This is a genomic window from Lysobacter sp. DMC104 (genome assembly GCF_056313665.1).
The window spans coordinates 173,679-194,303 of sequence record NZ_JBQUZW010000003.1 but is presented as its reverse complement, the minus strand read 5'-3'; the positions used below and the strand labels follow the sequence as shown (position 1 = coordinate 194,303).

The 20,625-nt window shown below is 71.3% G+C and carries 18 protein-coding genes; 13 read left to right on the top strand and 5 right to left on the bottom strand.

Annotated features, from left to right (window positions below; translation table 11 throughout):
- Nucleotides 1-20 precede the first annotated feature (20 nt).
- Entirely contained in the window at nt 21-3,914 is a 3,894-nt protein-coding gene (locus tag ACT53R_RS05810; protein WP_476170898.1) for a YhdP family protein, read from the top strand.
- 112 nt (nt 3,915-4,026) lie between these two features.
- A complete protein-coding gene (tldD, locus tag ACT53R_RS05805) occupies nt 4,027-5,481 on the top strand; it encodes a metalloprotease TldD (RefSeq protein ID WP_476170897.1) in 1,455 nt (484 codons plus the stop codon).
- A gap of 16 nt (nt 5,482-5,497) precedes the next feature.
- Here tldD and yjgA read toward each other — a convergent pair whose 3' ends face one another.
- Nucleotides 5,498-6,088 carry a ribosome biogenesis factor YjgA gene (yjgA, locus tag ACT53R_RS05800; RefSeq protein ID WP_476170896.1) on the bottom strand — a complete coding sequence of 197 codons (591 nt, stop codon included), beginning with the start codon at nt 6,086-6,088 and terminating at the stop codon, nt 5,498-5,500.
- A 17-nt stretch (nt 6,089-6,105) separates the two neighbouring features.
- Here yjgA and pmbA point away from each other — a divergent pair, with 17 nt between their 5' ends.
- The 7 genes from pmbA to ACT53R_RS05765 all read left to right on the top strand — a co-directional run bounded on the left by pmbA (nt 6,106) and on the right by ACT53R_RS05765 (nt 13,244).
- Nucleotides 6,106-7,473 (top strand): metalloprotease PmbA, encoded by a 1,368-nt coding sequence (gene pmbA, locus ACT53R_RS05795; RefSeq protein WP_476170895.1) that lies wholly within the window; start codon nt 6,106-6,108, stop codon nt 7,471-7,473.
- 94 nt (nt 7,474-7,567) lie between these two features.
- Entirely contained in the window at nt 7,568-7,945 is a 378-nt protein-coding gene (locus ACT53R_RS05790) for a DUF4870 domain-containing protein (RefSeq protein WP_476170894.1), read from the top strand.
- Nucleotides 7,946-8,071: 126 nt separating this feature from the next.
- Nucleotides 8,072-9,511, top strand: a complete 1,440-nt coding sequence (locus ACT53R_RS05785; protein ID WP_476170893.1) for a DUF1800 domain-containing protein — start codon at nt 8,072-8,074, stop codon at nt 9,509-9,511.
- Between the two features lie 5 nt (nt 9,512-9,516).
- A complete protein-coding gene (locus ACT53R_RS05780; RefSeq protein WP_476170892.1) occupies nt 9,517-10,671 on the top strand; it encodes a DUF1501 domain-containing protein in 1,155 nt (384 codons plus the stop codon).
- Between the two features lie 128 nt (nt 10,672-10,799).
- Nucleotides 10,800-11,237, top strand: a complete 438-nt coding sequence (locus ACT53R_RS05775) for a DUF4870 domain-containing protein (protein ID WP_476170891.1) — start codon at nt 10,800-10,802, stop codon at nt 11,235-11,237.
- Between the two features lie 241 nt (nt 11,238-11,478).
- On the top strand, nt 11,479-12,564 hold the full coding sequence (locus ACT53R_RS05770; protein WP_476170890.1) for a hypothetical protein: 1,086 nt from the start codon (nt 11,479-11,481) through the stop codon (nt 12,562-12,564).
- A 137-nt stretch (nt 12,565-12,701) separates the two neighbouring features.
- The gene (locus ACT53R_RS05765; RefSeq protein WP_476170889.1) at nt 12,702-13,244 is read left to right on the top strand and encodes a redoxin domain-containing protein; all 543 of its coding nucleotides are present in this window, start codon (nt 12,702-12,704) and stop codon (nt 13,242-13,244) included.
- 9 nt (nt 13,245-13,253) lie between these two features.
- Here the strand turns inward: ACT53R_RS05765 and ACT53R_RS05760 are convergent, their stop codons facing one another.
- From ACT53R_RS05760 to ACT53R_RS05745, 4 genes are all read right to left on the bottom strand, one after another.
- Nucleotides 13,254-14,171, bottom strand: a complete 918-nt coding sequence (locus ACT53R_RS05760; RefSeq protein ID WP_476170888.1) for a polyprenyl synthetase family protein — start codon at nt 14,169-14,171, stop codon at nt 13,254-13,256.
- Nucleotides 14,164-14,436, bottom strand: coding sequence for an exodeoxyribonuclease VII small subunit (locus ACT53R_RS05755; protein ID WP_476171123.1), 273 nt, complete (start codon nt 14,434-14,436; stop codon nt 14,164-14,166). The genes ACT53R_RS05760 and ACT53R_RS05755 overlap by 8 nt, the downstream gene beginning before the upstream one ends.
- Nucleotides 14,437-14,518: 82 nt before the next feature.
- On the bottom strand, nt 14,519-15,823 hold the full coding sequence (gene tilS / locus ACT53R_RS05750; RefSeq protein ID WP_476170887.1) for a tRNA lysidine(34) synthetase TilS: 1,305 nt from the start codon (nt 15,821-15,823) through the stop codon (nt 14,519-14,521).
- A gap of 45 nt (nt 15,824-15,868) precedes the next feature.
- Nucleotides 15,869-16,618, bottom strand: a complete 750-nt coding sequence (locus ACT53R_RS05745) for a tetratricopeptide repeat protein (RefSeq protein ID WP_476170886.1) — start codon at nt 16,616-16,618, stop codon at nt 15,869-15,871.
- 262 nt (nt 16,619-16,880) lie between these two features.
- On the opposite strand from ACT53R_RS05745, the gene ACT53R_RS05740 reads away from it, so the two are divergent.
- The 4 genes from ACT53R_RS05740 (at nt 16,881) to ACT53R_RS05725 (ending at nt 20,612) form a co-directional block, all read left to right on the top strand.
- Nucleotides 16,881-17,462 carry a GNAT family N-acetyltransferase gene (locus ACT53R_RS05740; RefSeq protein ID WP_476170885.1) on the top strand — a complete coding sequence of 194 codons (582 nt, stop codon included), beginning with the start codon at nt 16,881-16,883 and terminating at the stop codon, nt 17,460-17,462.
- Nucleotides 17,459-18,319, top strand: coding sequence for an SAM-dependent methyltransferase (locus tag ACT53R_RS05735; RefSeq protein ID WP_476170884.1), 861 nt, complete (start codon nt 17,459-17,461; stop codon nt 18,317-18,319). The genes ACT53R_RS05740 and ACT53R_RS05735 overlap by 4 nt, the downstream gene beginning before the upstream one ends.
- A 173-nt stretch (nt 18,320-18,492) precedes the next feature.
- On the top strand, nt 18,493-18,771 hold the full coding sequence (locus tag ACT53R_RS05730) for a hypothetical protein (protein ID WP_476170883.1): 279 nt from the start codon (nt 18,493-18,495) through the stop codon (nt 18,769-18,771).
- A gap of 38 nt (nt 18,772-18,809) precedes the next feature.
- Nucleotides 18,810-20,612 (top strand): GGDEF domain-containing protein, encoded by a 1,803-nt coding sequence (locus tag ACT53R_RS05725; protein WP_476170882.1) that lies wholly within the window; start codon nt 18,810-18,812, stop codon nt 20,610-20,612.
- The last annotated feature ends 13 nt before the right edge of the window (nt 20,613-20,625 follow it).

Here is a 20,625-nt window from a genome sequence, read left to right as displayed (position 1 = left end):
GTGCGCGGGGTGCCGGCCTGATGCCGACGTCGCTGCGCCGCCGCCTCCGTCTGGCGCGCCGCGGACTGTGGTACGTCGTCGCGGTCTCGATCGTGCTGATGGCGCTGAGTGCGGCCATCCTCAGCCAGCTGCTGCCGCTGGCGGAGCGGCATCCCGACCGCATCGCCGAATGGCTGAGCGCGCGCGCCGGGCGGACCGTGCGCTTCGATCGGCTCGACACCGCGTGGACGCGGCGGGGCCCGCTGCTGCGCCTCGACGGCCTGCGCGTGGGCGATGGCCCGGGCGCGGTGTCGATCGGCGCCGCCGAGATCCTGGTATCGCAGTACGCCGGCCTGCTGCCGGGGCGCTCGTTCACCGAACTGCGCGTGCACCATCTCGCGCTGACGCTGGAGCGCGCCGACGACGGCCGCTGGCAGGTGCGCGGCCTGCCCGGGCAGGCGCAGGGCGGCGATCCGCTGAGCGCGCTGGAAGGGCTGGGCGAGCTGCAGGTGATCGACGCGAAGCTCGGCATCTCGGCGCCGTCGCTGGGCATCGAGACCACGGTGCCGCACGTCGACGTGCGCCTGCAGGTGCAGGGCAAGCACCTGCGCAGCGGCCTGCGCGCGCGCATGCGCACGGATGCCGCGCCGGTCGACTTCGTGCTGGATTTCGACCGCGAGCGCGGCGACGGCCAGCTCTACGCCGCGGCCCGCGACAGTGAACTGGCCGACTGGTCGCCGCTGCTGAAGGTCGGCGGCGTGACCGTGACCGGCGGCAGCGGTCGCGCGGAACTGTGGGCGACGCTGCGACACCGCCAGGTCGCGGCGATCGCGGTCGACGGCGACCTGCGCCGGCTGCGGCTGCGCGGCGCGCCCTTCGCCGATGCGCCGCCCGGCACACCGGCCGTGCAGCCGGTGGTGGAATTCGCGCGGCTGAAGACGGTCGCGCACTGGCGTACCCGCGACGGCGGCTGGCGACTCGACGCGCCGAGCCTGCGGGTCGAAGCCGATGCCGGCAGCCGATCGCAGGTGCTGGACGGGCTGGCGATCGCCGGCGGCCGCGAGTACGGCCTGCGCGCCGGACGCATCGACGCCGGTCCGCTGTTCGCGGTGTTCGCGCTGAGCGACCGCATGCCGCCGAAGCTGCGGCGCTGGCTGGTCGCGGCGCGCCCGGGCGCCGTGCTGGAACAGGTCCGCGTCGCCGGCACGCGCGGCGGGGCGATGCAGGCCGCCGCGCACGTGCACGCGCTGGGCTTCGCGCCGGTCGGCAACACGCCCGGCATCGCCGATCTCGCCGGCAACCTGCACGGCGACGGCGACGGTTTCGCCTTCACCTTCGACCCGGCGACGAAACTGCGCTTCGACTGGCCCACCGGCTTCGGTGCGACCCACGTCGTCGGCCTGCGCGGCGAGGTCGTGGCCTGGCGCGACGAGGACCGCGGCTGGCGCGTGGAAACGCCCGCATTGCGCCTGGACGGCGACGGCTACGGCGTCGACGCCCGCGGCGGACTGTGGTTCCAGGGCGACGGCTCGCGGCCTCGGATCGACCTCGTCGCCGATCTCGACGATGCCCAGGCGCCGGTGGCGAAACGCTTCTGGCCGAAGTTCACGATGTCGCCGTCGCTGGTGCATTGGCTGGACGAGGCGCTCGTCGCCGGACAGGTGCGCGATGGGCGTGCGGTGGTCGCCGGCGAACTCGACGACTGGCCGTTCAAGTCGATCGACGGCGCGCCGCCGAAAGGCGTGTTCGACGCCCGCGCCACGTTGCAGGACATGCACGTGAAGTTCGCCAGCGACTGGCCGACGACCGCGGACATGGACGCCGACATCGCGTTCGTCGACAACGGGTTCCAGGTCGCGGGCAAGGCGGTGCTGGGCGAGGTCGGCATCCGCGAGTTCAGCGCCGGCATCCCCGACTATGCCGGCGGCCTGCTCGACATCCGCGCGCGCAGCGAGACCGACGCCGGGCGGCTGCTGGCGCTGCTGCGCGAGAGTCCGCTGCGTCGCGAGCACGGCAAGGTGCTGTCGACGTTGTCGGCCACAGGCCCGGCGGCGGCGGATTTCAGCTTCGAGATGCCGCTGCACGGCCCGCAGCCGCACAAGCCGAAGATCGACGGGTCGGTGGAACTGCGCGGCGCGCGGCTGGCCGAATCCGAATGGAAGCTGGCCTTCGCCGGCGTCACCGGCAAGGCGCGCTACGACCAGAGCGGTTTCACCGCCGACGGCCTGCGCGCGCAGTACGACCGCCAGGACGGCAAGCTCTCGCTGCGCGCGGGTCCCGGCCACGTGCGCGACCGCCGCCAGGGTTTCGAGGCCGAACTCGAAGCGTCGATGACCAGCGACGACCTGCTCGCGCGCGTGCCGGATCTCGCCTGGCTGCGGCCGCACGTGCGCGGCCGTTCGCGCTGGACGGCGGGCATCGCGATTCCCGCCGCAGCGCCCGGAACCCCGCGGACCGTCGTGCCGCAGATCACCCGCCTGCAACTGCGCTCGGACCTCGTCGGCACCGCCTTCGACCTGCCCGCGCCGATGGACAAGTCGGCCGGTGTCGCGTTGCCCACCACGCTGGACCTGCCGTTGCCGATCGGTCGCGGCGAACTGGCGCTCGCCTTCGGCCAGCGGTTGGCGCTGCGCGTGCGCCAGGGCCCGGGGCAGGGCCCTGGCCAGCTCGGCATCCGCGCCATGTTCGGCACCGATCGCGTGGCCGAGGCGCCGCCGGCATCCGGGCTGGTGCTCGGCGGCCGTGCGCCGACGCTGGACGCCATCGGCTGGATCGCGCTGACCGAAGGCGACGGCGGCAGCGGCCGGCTGGCGCTGCGCCGCGCCGACGTGATGGCCGATCGCCTGCTGCTGCTCGGCGGCGATTTCCCCGACACGCGGTTGCAGATCGCGCCGGTGGCCGGCGGCCTGTCGGCGCAGATCGACGGCGCCGCGTTGTCCGGTGCGGTGACCATCCCCGACACCGGCGCCGGCACGATCTCCGGGCGCCTGCAGCGCGCGCACTGGCGCGCCGCGCCGGGCGGCGTGGCGTCGGTGCCGGTCGCCGCACCCGTTGCCGACGGCGGTTTCGACCCGGCGAAGATCCCGGCGATCGCGCTGCGCGTGGACGACCTGCGCATCGGCGGGGCGTCGCTGGGCGAGGCGCAGTTCCGCTCGCGTCCGACCGCCACCGGGATGGAGGTGCAGCAGCTCCAGACCCGCGGTCCGAAGCGCAGGATCGACGCCACCGGCGAGTGGAGCGGTCGCGGCGCGGCATCGCGGACCCGCATCGACGCGCGCGTCGCCAGCGACGACTTCGGCGATTTCCTCGGCGACCTCGGCCTGAGCGGCCGCATCGGCGCCGGCAAGGGCCAGGTGCGGTTCGCTGCGCAATGGCCGGGTACGCCGATGAACTTCCAGCTTGGCGCGCTCGACGGCGAACTGACCATCGACGTGCGCGATGGCCGGCTGGTGGAAGTCGAGCCCGGCGGCACCGGTCGCGTGCTCGGCCTGCTCAGCCTGGCCCAGCTGCCGCGGCGGCTCACGCTCGATTTCCGCGACTTCTTCTCGAAAGGTTTCGCCTTCAACACGCTCGGTGGCCGCGTGAAGTTCGATGGCGGCAGCGCGCGCAGCGACGATCTGGCCATCGACGGCCCGGCGGCGCGCATCAACATCCGCGGCGCGGCCAACCTGCGCGCGCAGACCTTCGACCAGACCATCGAGGTCGTGCCCAAGGCCGGCAATCTGCTGACCGCGGTCGGCGCCATCGCCGGTGGTCCGGTGGGCGCGGCGGTGGGTGCGGTGGCGAATGCGGTGCTGCAGAAGCCGCTGGGCCAGGCCGCGTCCAAGAACTATCGCGTCACCGGGCCGTGGAAGGACCCGAAGGTGGAGGTCGTCGAACGGCCGGCCGCCTCGGCTTCCGCGGGGCCCGCCAATCCGCACGGCGGGACGCGATGACCTGCCTTCCGTCGCGCCGCCCGCCGCGCCGCGCCGACACAGTACGATGACCCGCCCGGCCCCGATGCCTCCGCATCGCGCCGGTTCCTCCTTTCCCGATGCCGATGCCTGCATGACCGACACCGCTGCCGCCACGTCGTTTCCCGAATCCCGATTGCTGACGCCCGCCGGGCTGGATCTCGCCGGCCTCGACCGCGCGTTCGGCCAGTTGCTGGGGCCGGGCATCGATTTCGGCGACCTGTATTTCCAGCATTCGCGGCGCGAGAGCTGGATGATGGAGGACGGCATCGTCAAGGACGGCGTGCACGCGATCGACCAGGGCGTGGGCGTGCGCGCGATCTCCGGCGAGAAGACCGGTTTCGCGTATTCCGACGAACTGCATGCCGACGCGCTGCTCGCCGCCGCGCGCTCGGCCCGCGCGATCGCGCGCGAGGGCGACGCCCGCGCGCCGCAGGCGCTGGCGCGCATGACCGCGCCCTCGGCGCTGTACGCCGCGCACGATCCGATCGACGCCTACGCCCACGCGGAGAAACTCGACGCCATGCGCCGCGTCGATCGCCTGCTGCGCTCGGCCGATCCGCACGTGCGCCAGGTGACGGTGTCGCTGAGCGGCTCGGTCGACACCATGTTCGTCGCCCGCAGCGACGGCGTGACCGCCGGCGACGTGCGCCCGCTGGTGCGCTTCAACGTGCAGGTGATCGTCGAGCGCAAGGGGCGCCGCGAGTCGGCGTCGGTCGGCTACGGCGGACGCTACGGTTACGACGCGCTGCTCGCCGGCGATCGCCCCGAGCGCTGCGCGCGCGAGGCGCTGCGACAGGCGCTGGTGAACCTCGATGCCGTCGACGCGCCGGCCGGCACCATGCCGGTGGTGCTGGGGCACGGCTGGCCGGGCGTGCTGCTGCATGAGGCCGTCGGCCACGGCCTGGAAGGCGACTTCAACCGCAAGGGCACCTCGACCTACGCCGGCCGCATGGGCCAGCGCGTCGCGTCGCCGGGCGTCACCATCGTCGACGACGGCACGCTGCCGGGCCGCCGCGGCTCGCTCACGGTCGACGACGAAGGCACGCCAACGGCATGCACGACGCTGATCGAGGACGGCGTGCTGGTCGGCTACATGCAGGACACCCACAACGCCCGGCTGATGGGCGTCGCGCCGACCGGCAACGGCCGCCGCGAATCGTTCGCGCACACGGTGATGCCGCGCATGACCAACACCTACATGCTGGCCGGGCAGGACGATCCCGAGGACATGATCCGCTCGGTGAAGAAGGGCCTGTACGCAGTGAACTTCGGTGGCGGCCAGGTCGACATCACCAGCGGCAAGTACGTGTTCTCGGCGACCGAGGCCTATCTCATCGAGGATGGTCGCATCACCGCGCCGGTGAAGGGCGCGACGCTGATCGGCAACGGCCCGGAGACCATGCAGCGGGTGACCATGATCGGCCACGACCTGGAACTCGATGAAGGCGTCGGCACCTGCGGCAAGAACGGCCAGAGCGTGCCCGTCGGCGTGGGTCAGCCGTCGCTGCTGATCGACCGGCTGACGGTGGGCGGGACGAAGGCGTGATCGGCGGCTTGCGCCGTCAACCCTCGTCGTCGTCCTCGAAGTCCGGCGCGTCGTCGCCGTGATCGCCGGCCTCGTCGCCATCATCGGCCTGCGTCTCGAACAGCTCGCGCAGTTCGCGGAACAGTTCGCGGTAGGCGTGCGGCGGCTTGTTCTTCAGCCGTTCCTCGTGCGCGTTGCGTGCGAGCTGGCGCAGGTGCTGGCGGTCCGCATGCGGGTATTCGGCGAGGAATTCCGCCAGCGCGGCGTCGCCGTCGGCGATCAGGCGTTCGCGCCAGGCTTCGGCGCGATGCAGCAGCGCGGCTTCGACGCGCCCGGCCTGGCCGTTGGCGTCCAGCGCGTCGCGGATGGCCTCCAGCGTCTCGTCGTCTTCACGCCGCATCTGTTTCGCCAGATACTGCAACTGCCGCTTGTGCGCGACGTGCGAGGTGATGCGCCGGGTCTCGTCGATATGCGGCACCAGGCGGTCGGGCACCGGCAGTTTCGACAACTGCTGTGGCGTCAGCAGCGACAGCTGCCGCGCCAGTTCGAGTACTTCCAGGGCCTCCCGCCGCTGCTGGCTGCGGCTGGGGGACAGGAATTCGCCGGTTTCGGGATCTTTGCCTCTCATCGCCACAGGATAAAGCATTGAACGTCATCGCTTCCTCTGCCCCCGTCGCCGACGACAGCCAGGAACGCCTGGATCGCCTGTCCGACCTGGCCCGCGACCTGCTCGCCCGCGCCCGGGCGCAGGGCGCCGACCAGGCCGAGGTCCGCTGCGACGAAGACCGCGGGCTGGACGTCAGCGTGCGCATGGGCGCGGTGGAAAGCGTCGAATCCACCCGTGACCGTTCGATCGCCGTTACCGTCTATTTCGGCGGGCGCAAGGGCAGCGCCAGCACCGCCGACCTGCGCCCGGACAGCCTGGACGCCACCGTCGCCATGGCCTGCGCCATCGCCCGCCACACCGAGGCCGATCCCGCCGCCGGCCTTGCCGACGCCGATCGCATGGCCACCGACCTGCGTGAATTCGACGCCTGGCACCCGTGGGCGCTCGAAGCCGATGCCGCAGTCGATCTGGCGCTGGCCTGCGAGGCCGCCGGCCGCGACGCCGACCCGCGCATCGCCAATTCCGACGGCGCCTCGGTCGCGACCAGCCAGTCGATCGGCGTCTACGCCAACTCGCACGGCTTCCTCGGCCGCGAACGCGACACCCAGCACAGCATCGCCTGCGGGCTGATCGGCGGGCGCGGCGATGCCATGCAGCGCGACCAGTGGTTCACCGTCGCGCTGGCCCGCGAGGATCTGGAAGCGCCCGAGGCCGTCGGCCGCCGCGCCGCCGAGCGCGTGCTGGCGCGGCTCGATCCGCGCACGCTCCCGACCGCGGACATGCCGGTGCTGTTCCAGGCGCAGGTCGCGCGCTCGCTGATCAACCATCTGGTGGGCGCCGTGTCCGGATCCGCGCTGTATCGCGGTGCGAGCTTCCTGCTCGACAGTGTCGGCACGCGCGTGCTGCCCGAGTGGTGCGCGATCCGCGAACGGCCGTTCCTCATGCGCGGCCTGCGTTCGTCCGCGTTCGACGCCGAGGGTGTCGCCACCCGCGAGGCCGACCTCGTCCGCGACGGCGTGCTCCAGCGCTACGTGCTGGGCAGCTACTCCGCGCGCCGATTGGGGCTGGAAAGCACCGGCAACGCCGGCGGCGTGTTCAACCTGGAGGTCGCCGCGAACGCGGGCGGTCTCGACGACCTCGTCCGCGGCATGGGCACCGGCCTGCTGGTGACCGAGCTGATGGGGCAGGGCGTGAACACCACCACCGGCGACTACTCGCGCGGTGCGGCCGGGTTCTACGTCGAGAACGGGGCCATCGCGTACCCGGTGGACGGCCTGACCATCGCCGGCAACCTGCGGGCGATGCTGGCGGGCATCGAGGCCATCGGCGACGACGTCGATCCGCGCTCGCACCTGAGAACGGGATCGATCCTCGTCGGGCGGATGACCGTCGCCGGTTCCGTTTGACGTTTGTACCCTCAGCGGCCATGCTCGCGCCCGACCCGGACGCGCGCCGGGTTCAACCTCCGAACGTTCCATTGCATCCCTGGGGAAACACCGAATGAGCAACGCCAACGACTACATCGCCCCGCCGCCGGCCCCGACCGGCGCTCCGCCCGAAGACCAGCGGACGCTGGCGCTGATCACCCACCTCTCCGGCATCGTCCTCGGCTTCATCGTGCCGCTGATCATCTGGCTGGTGAACAAGGACCAGCAGGGCAAGGACTTCGTCAACGACCAAGCCAAGGAAGCGCTGAACTTCCAGATCACGCTGCTGATCGTCTACGTGATCGGCATCGTGCTCAGCATCATCCTGATCGGCGCGCTCATCAATTTCGCCGCCTGGATCGCCTGCATCGTGTTCAGCATCATCGGCGGCCTGAAGGCCAACAGCGGCGAAGCCTACCGCTATCCGTTCGCGATCCGCCTGATCAAGTAATCCGGCGCGTCACGACCGTTCCCGAACGCCTCCGGCGCATTGCGCCGGGGGCGTTTTTTCGTCTGGCGGTCAACCTGCGGCACCGCGGGGCGTTCCCTTCGTCGTCTTCCGACGATGGAGCGCGCGATGGGCCTCGAGCAATCGACCGCAGCGGTCAACCGATTCGGGCTGGGTGCCACGCCCGGCGAACTGGCGCAGGCACGCGATGCGCGCGGCTGGCTGCACGCGCAGCTGCGGCGAGGCCCGGACCTCGCGCCGTTCGCGAACCTGCCCGACAGCGCGACGGTGCTGCGTCGCCAGAACGAATACCGGCGCGAGCGCAAGCAGGCGCGTCCGCCGAAGCAGCGCAACGCGACGGAAGCCGCGCCCGTCGCGACCGACGCCGATGCCCGCGTGCCCGAGCGCGAGCGCACGCCGCTGCAGCAGAGGATCCGTCGCGACGCCTTCGCCGATCTCGCGCTGCGCTATCGCGTGGCCGCCGACACCGCGACGCCGTTCGTCGAGCGCCTCGTGCATTTCTGGTCGAACCATTTCGCCATCTCGATCGACAAGAACCAGGCGCGCCTGCTCGCTGCGCCGATGGAGCGCGAGGCGATCCGGCCGCACGTGACCGGCCGTTTCGCTGACCTGCTGCTGGCGGTGGAAACGCATCCGGGCATGCTGCTGTATCTCGACAATGCGGCGTCGATCGGCGACGACTCGATGCTGGCGCAGCGCGCGGCGCGCCGTGACGGCAAGCGAAAGCTTGGCCTCAACGAGAACCTCGCGCGCGAGATCCTCGAACTGCACACGCTCGGCGTGAATGGCGGCTACGCGCAGCAGGACGTGATCGAACTGGCGAAGGCGATCACCGGCTGGGGCACGCCGCTGCCGCGCGACGCCGGGCGCGGCGGAGACAGCGGTTTCGTGTTCCGCCCGATCGCGCACGAGCCCGGCACGCGCAGCGTGCTCGGCCGGCGCTACGCCGAGGAAGGCGAGGCGCAGGGGCGTGCGGTCCTGCGCGACCTCGCGCTGCATCCGTCCACCGCGAAACACCTGAGCTTCAAGCTCGCGCGGCATTTCGTGGCCGACGCGCCGCCGCCGGCGCTGGTCGAGCGCATGGCCGCGGCCTACCTGCGCAGCGGCGGCGAACTCGTCGCGCTGTACGCGGCGATGATCGACGACGACGCGGCGTGGTCGGCCGATGCGCGCAAGTTCAAGACGCCGGAGGATTTCGTGATCTCGGCGATGCGCGCCGGCGGCATCGCGCTGGATCGCGATCCGCGCGTGCTGCTGCGATTGCTCGGCGCGCTGGGGCAACCCGGGTTCACGCCGCGTTCGCCGGCGGGCTTTCCCGACACTGCGGCCGACTGGGCCAGCGGCGATGCGCTGCGCAAGCGACTGCAGGCGGCGACCGCGCTGTCCTCGCAGGTGGCGTCGGCGCAGCGGCCGCTCGACCTCGCCCGCGACGTGCTCGGCGAGGCCGCGGCGCAGGGCCCGCTCGGCGAAGCGCTGCGCCGCGCCGGTTCGCCGCAGGAAGGCTTCGCCCTGCTGTTCTCCAGCCCCGCGTTCCAGTGGAGGATGTGATGGCCGTGACCGATTTCCACCTGACCCGTCGCCGTTTCCTTGCCGCACTCGGTGGCAGCGCCGCGCTGACGCTGTGGCCCGGCCTCTCGCCCGCGGCCACCGGCGGCGCGCAGACCCGCATGCTCGTCGTGCTGCTGCGCGGCGCGATGGATGGCCTGCACCTGTTGCCGCCGTCGGACGACGCCGACTATCGCCGTCTCCGCGGCGCGCTGGCGGTGGCCGACGCGCTGCCGCTGGACCGCCATTTCGGCCTGCATCCGAAGCTGCCGTTCGCGCACGGCCTGTACGCGCAGCGCGAACTGCTGCCGATCGTCGCGGTGGCGCCGCCGTACCACCAGCGCTCGCATTTCGATGCGCAGGACTGCCTGGAGAACGGCACCGCCGCGCCGGGCGGTGCGCGCGACGGTTGGATCGGTCGCTGCATCGGCGCGATGACGTCGGACGAGGGCGTGGCGATCGCGCAGGTGATGCCGCTGGCGATGCGCGGCTCGACTCGCGCCGGGATCTGGTCGCCGCCGCTGCCGCGCCCGGTGCCGGACGCGCTGATGCAGCAACTGCAGCCGCTGTACGCCGCCGATCCGCGGCTCGCGTCGATGTTCGCCGATGCCATGGCCGAGGCCGGGATGGATGCGGCCGGCGACAGCCGCGGCGCGTTCCGCCTGCCCGACGCCATGGCCGCCGCGGCGCGACGCATGCAGGGCGCGGACGCGGCGAGGATCGGCTTCGTCGAGGACACCGGCTGGGACACGCATCGCGGCCAGCAGGCGACGCTGGAGCGCAAGTTCGCCGAGCTCGACGCCGGCCTGCGCGCGTACCGCGAGGGCATCGGCGGCGACTGGGCGCGCAGCGTCGTCGTCGTCGTCACCGAGTTCGGCCGCACCGCGGCGGCGAACGGCACCGCCGGCACCGACCACGGCGTCGGCGGCATGGCGCTGCTGGCCGGCGGCGCGGTGCGCGGCGGGCGCGTCGCCGGCGACTGGCCGGGCCTGTCGCAAAGCGCGCTCCACGAAGGCCGCGACCTGCGGCCGACCACCGACCTGCGCGCGGTCTTCAAGGCCGTGCTGGCCGGGCACCTGGCGGTCCCGGAATCGGTGCTGGAGACACGGGTGTTCCCGGACAGCCGCGCCGTGCGCCCGCTGGATGGCCTGCTGCGGGCCTGACGTTCGGCAGCAGGACCTTCGGCAGGGTGTCTTCGGTTGGCTTGCGCGGCCTTGCGCAGGTCCCATCCTGTGTTTGCGCCGGACGTTTCCGGCAGCGACCGGCGGGGGTGGCCCCGCGAGGAGTTCCCATGAACGACACCCTGTCCCACGACGCTGCGCCTGCCGTCGACCTGCCGGCCGTCGACACCCCCGCCGGCCTGGCCTCGAACGACCGCACGCTGGCCGCCGCCGCGCACGTCTCGGCGCTCGTGGCCGCACTGGCCACGTCGTGGTTCGCCGGCGTCGCCGGCGCGGTGGCCGCGTTCGTCGTCTGGCTGGTGGTGCGCGACCGCTCCGCGTTCGCCGCCGCGCACGCGAAGGAAGCGCTGAACTTCAACTTCAGCATGTTCCTCTACGCCGTCGCCAGCATCGTGCTGGTCGTCTTCACGCTGGGCATCGGGTTGATCGTCGCCGTGCCGCTGTGGATCGGCCTCGCCATCGCCTGGCTGGTGTTCACCATCGTCGCGTCGGTGAAGGCCTACGACGGCGAGACCTACCGCTACCCGATCACGATCCGTTTGTTCTGATCGACCGCGGGTTCCGGCGTTGCCCGTCCGGCAGGCCGTCGCAGTGCGGCCTGCCGGACCCGCGCTCTCCCGTGGAGGGCGTCGTCTTGTCCATCGCTGTCAACCTGGCGCCGCACCAAGCGTTGCTCTCGGCAGCCGCACCTGTCCCGTGCGGACATGGAGGTGTGCCTTGAAGCGCATGCGAGTGTTGTCCTGCATCGTCGTCTGTTGGCTGGCCATGTGTTTCCCGGCATGCGCGGCGGTGAGCGCGGTCTCGGTCCTGGACACGGATCCCGGCGCGAGCACCGCCTGCGGCAGCGACCGCACGCGCAATCTGTCCCAACCGTGGGTCGCGGCGACATGGACCGTGACCAAGGGCTACGACATCCGTCTGGCGATGGACGGCCTGATCACGGCGGTGGATGCGAACGGTCGTTTCACGATCTGCCTCGACGCGCTGTCGAGCGCACTGGCTTCTGCCGAGGCGCTCGGCCTGAAGTCGAGCCTCACGCTCTTCCCCGGCATGCCGCAACCGGTCGTGGACTATGGCGTCGCCCATGGCGAACCGACCTACGTCTACACCGATCCCAATCCCCGGCATCCCGGCTACGGCATCCCGGTCACCCGCCTTGCGCCGTGGGCACCGAGCGCGGTCCGCGCGCAGCGGGAGATCTACGCGGCGATCCGCAACCTCGTGGTGGTGCAGGTGCCCGGTCAGCCATCGAGTTGCCGCACGGTGAACGGCAATCGCGTGTGCACCGGGGGGCAGTTGCCAGTGCAAGTGAGCCGGTTGACGTACTTCGTGCATTCGCCGCTGCCGGGCATGCGCTACCTGCGCATCATCGCGGGCGAGAACGACCCGACATCGGTCAGCGGCTACTCGCGCGCCACGCTGGAGGCGACGGTGAAGGCCGGTTATGTCGCGGCGCGCGGCATCGCGCCGTTGCAGGTCCACGAGATCTACAACGTCTCCGATGCGCAGGGCGACCTGTCGTCGCTTGCGGTGGGCTGGGCACGCGATGCCGGTGACGTCGGCATCTTCATCGAGAACCTGCAGCCGAATTACCCGACCTGCAGCCAGGGGCAGGGCAAGATCATGTGCGAGGCGGGGCTGCCGGTCGTGTTCGAGATGGTCAGTCCGCTGGGCGCGACCAGCGTCGTTTCCGCCATCAACTGGGGCGAGACGCTCAGCCCGCTCGTCCGCGATTACCGCATCTACGTCGATGACGCGAATGCGTTCACCGGGGCCACGGCCGCCGCCAAGGCCGCATCCGCGGAGATCCGCAACCGTCTCCCGGTCCCCGCTGCGCGGCGGGTGGCGCCGGCGCGTGCCCCGGCGGCGCACTGACGCATTCCCGGCGCTGCCGGAACGATGCTTTCCGGCGGTGCCGGCAGCTCCGGCGCAACGTCGCTGCGCTCGGCGTCCTCCTTTCCGGCATGCGATGTCGCCCGGCATCCCATGTCCACATCGGAAAGGAGGATGTCATGCGTCTGCTGCCACCGGAACCCGCTCCGCGGCTGTCGTTGAAGGACATCGACGGACGGCGCGTCGCCGTTGGTGGCGAGCGACGGATGCTGTTGTCGGTGTTCCGCGAAGCCACGTGCCCGTTCTGCAATTTCAGGGTCTACGAGCTCACCCACAACCATGACGATCTGCGCGACCGCGGGTTAGACGTGGTCGTGATCTTCCATTCCGACGAACAGGACGTGCGTCGTTTCATCGCCCGGCAGCCGCGCCCGTTCCGGATGGTGGCCGACCCCGCCGGCCGCGCGCACGAAGCGTTCGGCGCCGAGCGTTCGACGTTCGGCAAGCTCCGTGCGGTCCTGCTGCGCCTGCCCGCGTTGCTGAAAGGACTGCGCCTGCTGGGCGTCGGGCAGGGCGCAGGCTCGACCGGCACGCTGATGCCGGCGGATTTCCTGATCGACGGCAGCGGCCGCATCGTCGCGACGCACTACGGACGCGATGCCGGCGACCACATGCCGATGGCGCGCATCCTGCGGTTCGCGGAGGACGGCACGGCCGGGTGAGGCCCGGCCTCAGCGGTCGCGTTCGACCACCTGCCGCGCCAGTGCCGCGAGATGCGCCGCACGCGGGCCGAACGGCGCCAGTGCGTCGCGCATCGCGTCGGCCTGTTCGGCCAGCGCGGTGCGCGCGCCGTCCACGCCCAGCAGCGCCGGGAACGTGGCCTTGTTCTGTGCGAGATCCTTGCCCGCGGTCTTGCCGAGCGTGGCGCTGTCGCCTTCGATGTCGAGCAGGTCGTCGCGGATCTGGAAGGCGAGGCCCAGCGCATCGGCGAAGCGGTCGAGCACCGCGGCGGTCTGCGCGTCCGCGCCGCCGGCGAGCACGCCCAGCCGTACTGCGCAGCGCAGCAGCGCGCCGGTCTTCAGTGCGTGCAGCCGGCGCAGTTCGTCCAGCGCGATGTCGCCGCCGCGGCCGGTGGCGTCGATGTCGAACGCCTGCCCGCCGCACATGCCGGCGGCGCCGGCGGCGGTCGCGAGTTCTCGCACCATCGCGATCCGCGCGTCGGCGGGCAGTGCGGCATCGGCCAGTTGCCGGAACGCGAGCGCCTGCAGCGCGTCGCCGGCGAGGATGGCGGTGGCTTCGTCGAAGGCGACGTGCACCGTCGGCTGGCCGCGACGCAGGGCGTCGTCGTCCATCGCTGGCAGGTCGTCGTGCACCAGCGAGTAGGCGTGGATGAGTTCGACCGCGGAGGCGGGCGCGTCGAGCGCGGCGTCGTCGGCGCCGAGCAGGGTGCCGGTGGCGTAGACCAGCAGCGGGCGCATGCGCTTGCCGCCGAGCAGCGCGGCGTGGCGCATGGCCGCCTGCAGGCGCGTGCCGGGGACGGCGTGGGCGTCGATCGCGCGGTCGAGCGTCGTGTCCGCGCGCGTGCGCCAGGCGGCGAAGGCGTCCGCGGGCGCCAGGCCGGCCTGCGCCGGCGACGACGCTTCAGACATCGCCGAAGGGTTCCGCGGCCTCGGGCTGTTCCGGGTCGCTGAGCAGGCGCACGCGCAGTTCGGCCTGTTCCAGCGCCTGCTGGCAGCGGCGATAGAGGCCGACGCCGCGTTCGTACGCGGCGAGCGAATCCTCCAGGCTCATCTGTCCCTGTTCCATCTTCTCGACCAGACGCTCCAGCGCGTCCAGCGACTGTTCGAAATCCGCGACCGGCGACGCGGTGTCCGCGGCGGTCTCGGGCGTGTCCGTGGGTGTCTTGCGGGCCATGATCGAAGTGTAGAGCGTGCGCAGCGCTTTTTCATGCACGGCCTGCATCGGGCACTGGCCATGCGGCGGCGGCCGCGGGACGTCAGGCCCGATGCCAGACGAGGGATGCGCCGCGTTCCGCCAGCCACGACGCAAAACAGGCGTCGAGGAAACGATTGCCGGCGGCCAGCAGCGTGTCGTCGGCGGCACTCAGCAGTGGCAGGCGGGCGCGTTCCCACGGCGGCAGGCCGGCGTCCTGGAGCAGGTGCTTCAGCGCATGGTGATGCGTGCGGCCGGGCAGCCGCAGGCGCTCCCCGCCGCGGCGCGCATGGACGCCGCACGGGCCCGGCAGCGTGTCCGTACCGATGAGCGCCAGCCGGTCGCCGTTCGGCAGCGCCAGCGGCACGCGGCCATCCCAGTCGCAGGACCAGCCGGCCGGCAGCGCATGTGCCGGATCGACCGCGTGCAGCGCACCGCGCCAGCGCCGGAAGGTCCGGCCGTGCCAGTCGACCGACGGCTGGCGATCCGGCGGGATCGTCGCGTCCAGCAGGTGCGTGTCGATGCGCGCCACCGCCGCGGCCGACAGCGGCGGCCAGCCCAGCGTCGTCGCCCACAGGCGCAGCACCCGCGCGCGTTCCGGCGGCGCCAGCGCGCGCAGCGCGGGCACCGACAGTGCGTCGCCGTCCGTGCGCACGTTCGCCAGCGCCGCGCGATCGTGTCCGGCCAGCAAGTCGGCGGATTCGCCGGCCAGCGTCGCCGCCCGCGCGAAGCCGGCATCGGCCTGCGGCCAGCGTTCGCGCAGCAGCGGCAGCACGCGGTGGCGCAGGAAATTGCGGTCGAAGGCGGGATCGGCGTTGGTCGGGTCCTCGATCCAGCGCAGGCCGTGGGCTTCGGCATAGGCGAGCAGCGCACCGCGCGGCGTCTCCAGCAGCGGCCGCCACAGCCAGCCATCGCCGAACCGCCGCCACGGCCGCATCGCCGCCAGCCCGTCGGGGCCGGAGCCGCGCAGGGCGTGCAGCAGGAAGGTTTCGGCCTGGTCGTCGCGATGCTGGGCGAGGGCGAGGCAGTCGCCCGGATGCATCGCGTCCGCGAACGCCGCGCGCCGGGCTTCGCGCGCCGCGGCCTCCGGGCCGAGGCCGCTGTCACGCGGCACGGTCACGCGATGGACGTCCAGCGCGATGCCCAGCGCCGCGCAGGTCTCGGTGCAGTGCGTCGCCCAGGCGTCGGCATCGGCATGCAGGCCATGGTGCACGTGCACGGCGCGCAGGCCGCGGGCGCGGATCGCGGGATCGTCCGCCAGCCGGTGCAGCAGTACGGTGGAATCGAGCCCGCCGCTGTACGCCACGAGCACGGCGCCACCGGATGTGGCGGTCGGGACCAGCGGCAGGGTCGGGGGCGCGTCGCGCATGCCGTCATGCTACCGGCAGGCCGAGCGGATGGCCGGCGCCGCGGCTCAGGCCGACAGCGAGGCCAGTTCGCGCTTGGCCGTCTCCACCCACGGCTTCTGCTGGCGCTGGTAGTACTTCGGCGCCAGGCCGGTGCGCTTGATCGAGGTGCGGAACACCTCTGCCGCCTCGGCGTTCCGTCCGGCGCGGCGCAGCAGCTGGCCATAGCGCACCCGCGCTTCCTCGCCCGGGTAGCCGTCGACCAGCGCCGCGTACTCGTGCAGCGCGGCGGGGACGTCGCTCACCGCTTCGAGGCAGCGGGCGTAGACCAGATGGCCTTCGGGCGAGCGGAAATCCGGATTCGCGGCGATCAGCGCGTCCAGCGTCGTCTTCGCCTCCGCCGCCTGTTCCAGCGCGAACTGCGCGCGCGCCAGCCCCAGCATCAGGTCGGGATCGGTGGTGTACAGCCCGCGCAGGCCGGAGCGATACATCTCCGCCGCCTGCGCATAGTCGCCGCTGTCGAAGCATTCCTGCGCCAGCCGCTTGCGGTTCTCCAGGGTGTCGGCGACGTCGAGCTGGCGCGAGGCCATCCGCTTGCGGCGTTCGGGGTCGATGCGGTCGTGGGCCTGGTTCAGTACCTGCCGCGCCGCGCGGTTGTGGCGCAGGTCGGGCAGCAGTTCGGCGATCACGTAGGCGGCCACGCCGATGAAGGAGCCGGCCATCAGGATGAAGATCCACCAGTAGGCCCGCCGCGTGCGCACCGCGTGGACGATGCAGGCGATCTGGACCAGCGCGGACAGCGACAGCAGTGGGTACATCGGCGGGCTCTCAGCAGTTTGTCGGCGGGCGCGCGCGGCCCCGCCGCGATCGCCCGCGAGTGTAGACAGCGCCCCGGGGGCGCTCAAGCCCGGCGTGCGCATCCCTGCTATCGTTTGCGCGCGGCACGATCGGGTCCTGCGATCGCGACTGCAGCAGGAGAACGACGATGTCGCCGCAAGCCCCTTTCGCCCCGCCGCCCGCAGCGATCCGTACGGCGCGTGTCTTCCGTGTCCCGCGATCGTCCGGCTCCGCGGAGGCGCCATGACCGGCGCGGCAGCCGACGACGGCATCGACTGGCGCTTCGATACCCCGCGCCTGCACGGGCGGCTGGTCGACGAACGCGACCGCGACGTCTACCGCGCGCTCTACACCGACCCGGCGATGATGGCGCACATCGGCCCTGCGCTCGGTCGCGACGCCGCCGACGCCCTGCACGGCAATGTCTGCCGCTGGAACCGGGAAACGCCGATGCGCGCGCGCTACTGGCGCATGGCCCTGCGCGATACCGACGAAGCGGTCGGCATGCAGTCGATTCTCCGCAGCGCCGATGCGCCGGCCAGCGTCGAACTGGGGCTGATGGTGCTGCCGCGCTTCCAGGGCATGCAGTACGGGCTGGAGATCACCGCCGGCGTGCTCGACCACCTGTTCGACCCGCGCTGGAAGCTCGACCTGGAAACGGTGATCGCGCGCCACGTGCCGGCGAACCTCGGCGTCGGCCGGCTCGGCGAACTGCTGCATTTCGACGCCTGCCGCCTGCCGGGCCCCGATGCCTCGGGCCTGCGCATGACCCGCGAACTCTGGGCCGCCGTGCGTGCCGCCCGCTGCGAAGGTGGTGCGCCGTGAGCCGGTCGGGCAGCTACTGCGCCGTCGGCCTCGGCATGATGCTCGGCGCGCACCTCAGCCCGCGCTGCCGCAGCGAGATCGAGCAGGCGGACGTCGTCTTCGGACTGGTGTCGGACGCGGTCGTCGAACTGTGGCTTGCGCAGCTGCGGCCCGACGTCCGCAGCCTCCAGCCGTTCTACGCCGAGGGCAAGCGGCGGACCGACAGCTACCGCGAGATGATCGATGCGATGCTCGCCGAAGTGCGCGCCGGCAAGCGCGTCTGCGGCGTGTTCTACGGGCATCCGGGCGTGTTCGCGCAGGTGCCGCACCATGCCGTCGCCGCCGCGCGCGCCGAAGGTTTCGAGGCGACGATGCATCCCGGCATCTCGGCGGAGGACTGCCTCTACGCCGACCTCGGCATCGATCCGGGCACCTGCGGCTGCCAGCATTTCGAAGCCAGCCAGATGATGTTCTTCCGGCGGCGCATCGACCCGTCGGCCTATCTCGTGCTGTGGCAGATCGGCCTGGCCGGCGACCGCAGCCTGTCCCGCTACGCCACTGCCGCACCGCACCTGCACCTGCTGGTCGAGTTGCTGGAAGCGCAGGGCTATCCGTCCGACCATGAGGTCGTGGTCTACGAAGCCGCGACCCTGCCGATCGCGCAGCCGCGGATCGACCGCATCCCGCTGTCCGCGCTGCCGGAAACCGAACTGCGCCTGCAGACCACTCTGGTGCTGCCGCCGGCCTGGCCGATGCAGCGCGACGAGGCGGTGCTGGCGCGGCTGGCGGCGCTGGACGCCGAACTGGCCCGGGCACAGGCCGGGGCGGGCGAGGGAGCGAAATCGGTACTTTTGCCAGAAACCCCCAGAAGTGATTGATATGAATGACCTTTTCGCATAGCCTGCGAATGCGGTCGTTCCGGTGCCGATTCCGGTTTGGGGAAAGCCGTTCGAAATCAGTGGGTTGCGCCGAAGCGTCGCGGCAATCGTGACGGGTCTGGCCGACAAGCGGTCGGCAGTCCGTTGAAACATCAGCACAATGGGGGGAGTCGATGTCGAATGTGATCCAGTTTCTCGAGTCCATGGGTGCCAACGCGGCCATGGCGAGGATGTCCGCCGGGGACTACGAAGCGGTCATCGCGGGTCTGGTCGAGGAAGGAGAGTGCAGGACCGCGCTGATGCGCCGGGACCCGCGCGCGCTGACCAACGCGCTCAACGGTCGCGACGTGATGATGTGCATGGTCTTCGCGCCCGACGAGAACGAGCAGGAAAAGGCGCCGGGCGAAGAGCAGGAAGACGAGAAAGGCCCGGACGACAAGAGTCTCGAATAATCCGAACCACGCGTCACTGAGATACAGAGGTCTCCCCCATGCAACGGAAGCATTTGGCGGTTCTGTTCGTTTCGTTGTTCTTGTTCTCGACGGGGACCGGCGCGCTCGCGGCCGGGAGGTCCTTCGATGCCGAACTGGCGGAAGCGGACCAGATCAGGAGCGCGCAGCCGAAGGAGTTTCTGGAGTTGCTCGGCCAGCTCCAGAAACAGCGCAAATCGGCCACGCGCAGCCAGGAGGAACGGCTGCGCTACCTCGAGGCCTACGCGCTCGGGGTGTACCGCGACAAGCCGGAAGAAAGCATCCGGATGGCGTCTGCGCTGTTCGAGCAGACCAAGGACGTGACCCTGAAGTACCGGGCCGGCAGCCTGGTCGCCAACCTGGCGGGCCTCAAGCGCGACTTCAGCACCGGGTTGCGCTTCCTGCAGAAGACGCTGGCCATCCGCAACAAGGTGGCGAACAAGGACATCCGCCACGATGGCATCGGCGCGGCTGCGGTCCTCTACAACGAAATCGGCCAGTACCAGATCGCGCTGAACTACGCGCGCGAGATGCTGGCCGACAGCCCCGGACCGCGCACCAAGTGCGCCGCCGGCTACGTGGAGATCCAGTCGCAGCTGGAACTGCACCAGTTGCCCAAGGGCGACGAGTCGGTGCAGAGCGTCATCAACGCCTGCTCCTCGATCCACGAAGTCATCCCGCTGAATCTCTCCAAGGTGGTGCTGGCCCGCAAGTGGGCCGAGGAAGAGCGCCTTCCGGATGCAGTGAAGCTGCTGGAAGACGCGCTGCCCGAGATCGAGCGCACGCGCTATCCGCGCCTGATCGCCGGCGTGCATGCCTTCATCGGCGAATTCAAGCTCAAGCTCGGCGACATCGAGGCGGCCGAGAAGCACGCGAACATGACGATCGCCCTCGGCGAGCAGATCAAGTCGTCGGCCACGCTCGTGAGCGCCTACAACACCCTGTACCAGATCGCATCGCGGCACGAGAAGCCGACGATGGCGCTGGAGCTGTACAAGCACTACGCCGAATCCGAGATCGCGCGCCAGAACGACGTGAAGGCGCGTGAACTGGCTTACGAGATCGTGCGCCACGAGACCCTGCGCCAGACCCAGCAGATTGCGCTGCAGGACCGCGCGATCAAGATCCTCCAGTTGCAGCGCACGCTCGATCGCGAAAGCGCGCAGAAGGCGCGGCTGGCGATGGTGTTCCTGCTGCTGCTGCTCGCGGCCGCGGTGTTCTGGGCCATCCAGGTCAAGCGCCACCAGGCGCAGTTGCAGCGGCTGGCGCAGACCGACGGTCTCACCGGGCTGCGCAACCGCCACTTCTTCAGCCAGAAGGCGGAGCGCACGCTGGTCGAGGCCGCGCGCGCCGGCGACACCGCGGCGCTGGTCATGTTCGACCTCGACCACTTCAAGGCGATCAACGACACCTACGGCCACGGTGCCGGCGACTGGGTGCTGAAGCAGGTCGGCAAGACCTGCGCCGCGCACTGCCGCCGCATCGACTACCTCAGCCGCATCGGCGGCGAGGAGTTCGCGGTGCTGCTGCGCGGTTTCGATCTCGCTGCCGCGGCGCGCATGGCCGAGGACTGTCGCTCGCAGCTGGCCCAGATCGATACCCGCGAGAGTGGCTATTCGTTCGTCGTCACCGCGAGCTTCGGCGTCAGTTCGACCGCGGAGTCGGGCTACGACCTGTCGCGCCTGCTGTCGCACGCCGACCAGATGCTGTACCGCGCGAAGAACGAAGGCCGCAACCGCGTCTGCGCCTACACGGCCGAAACCGCGGCCGAACGCCGCGCCTCGACGAAGCGTTCGCCGACGCTGACGGTCGTCGGCGGTTGATGCCTCGAGGTCG

What these genes read in the sequence shown, in the direction of transcription:
- ACT53R_RS05745 (WP_476170886.1), bottom strand. Translation starts at nt 16,618, where the DNA reads ATGTACCCACTGCTGTCGCTGTCCGCGCTGGTCCAGATCGCCTGCATC.
- ACT53R_RS05730 (WP_476170883.1), top strand. Translation starts at nt 18,493, where the DNA reads ATGTCGAATGTGATCCAGTTTCTCGAGTCCATGGGTGCCAACGCGGCC.
- tldD (WP_476170897.1), top strand. Translation starts at nt 4,027, where the DNA reads ATGACCGACACCGCTGCCGCCACGTCGTTTCCCGAATCCCGATTGCTG.
- ACT53R_RS05765 (WP_476170889.1), top strand. Translation starts at nt 12,702, where the DNA reads ATGCGTCTGCTGCCACCGGAACCCGCTCCGCGGCTGTCGTTGAAGGAC.
- ACT53R_RS05760 (WP_476170888.1), bottom strand. Translation starts at nt 14,171, where the DNA reads ATGTCTGAAGCGTCGTCGCCGGCGCAGGCCGGCCTGGCGCCCGCGGAC.
- tilS (WP_476170887.1), bottom strand. Translation starts at nt 15,823, where the DNA reads ATGCGCGACGCGCCCCCGACCCTGCCGCTGGTCCCGACCGCCACATCC.
- yjgA (WP_476170896.1), bottom strand. Translation starts at nt 6,088, where the DNA reads ATGAGAGGCAAAGATCCCGAAACCGGCGAATTCCTGTCCCCCAGCCGC.
- ACT53R_RS05785 (WP_476170893.1), top strand. Translation starts at nt 8,072, where the DNA reads ATGGGCCTCGAGCAATCGACCGCAGCGGTCAACCGATTCGGGCTGGGT.
- ACT53R_RS05740 (WP_476170885.1), top strand. Translation starts at nt 16,881, where the DNA reads ATGACCGGCGCGGCAGCCGACGACGGCATCGACTGGCGCTTCGATACC.
- ACT53R_RS05775 (WP_476170891.1), top strand. Translation starts at nt 10,800, where the DNA reads ATGAACGACACCCTGTCCCACGACGCTGCGCCTGCCGTCGACCTGCCG.
- ACT53R_RS05725 (WP_476170882.1), top strand. Translation starts at nt 18,810, where the DNA reads ATGCAACGGAAGCATTTGGCGGTTCTGTTCGTTTCGTTGTTCTTGTTC.
- ACT53R_RS05755 (WP_476171123.1), bottom strand. Translation starts at nt 14,436, where the DNA reads ATGGCCCGCAAGACACCCACGGACACGCCCGAGACCGCCGCGGACACC.
- ACT53R_RS05810 (WP_476170898.1), top strand. Translation starts at nt 21, where the DNA reads ATGCCGACGTCGCTGCGCCGCCGCCTCCGTCTGGCGCGCCGCGGACTG.
- ACT53R_RS05790 (WP_476170894.1), top strand. Translation starts at nt 7,568, where the DNA reads ATGAGCAACGCCAACGACTACATCGCCCCGCCGCCGGCCCCGACCGGC.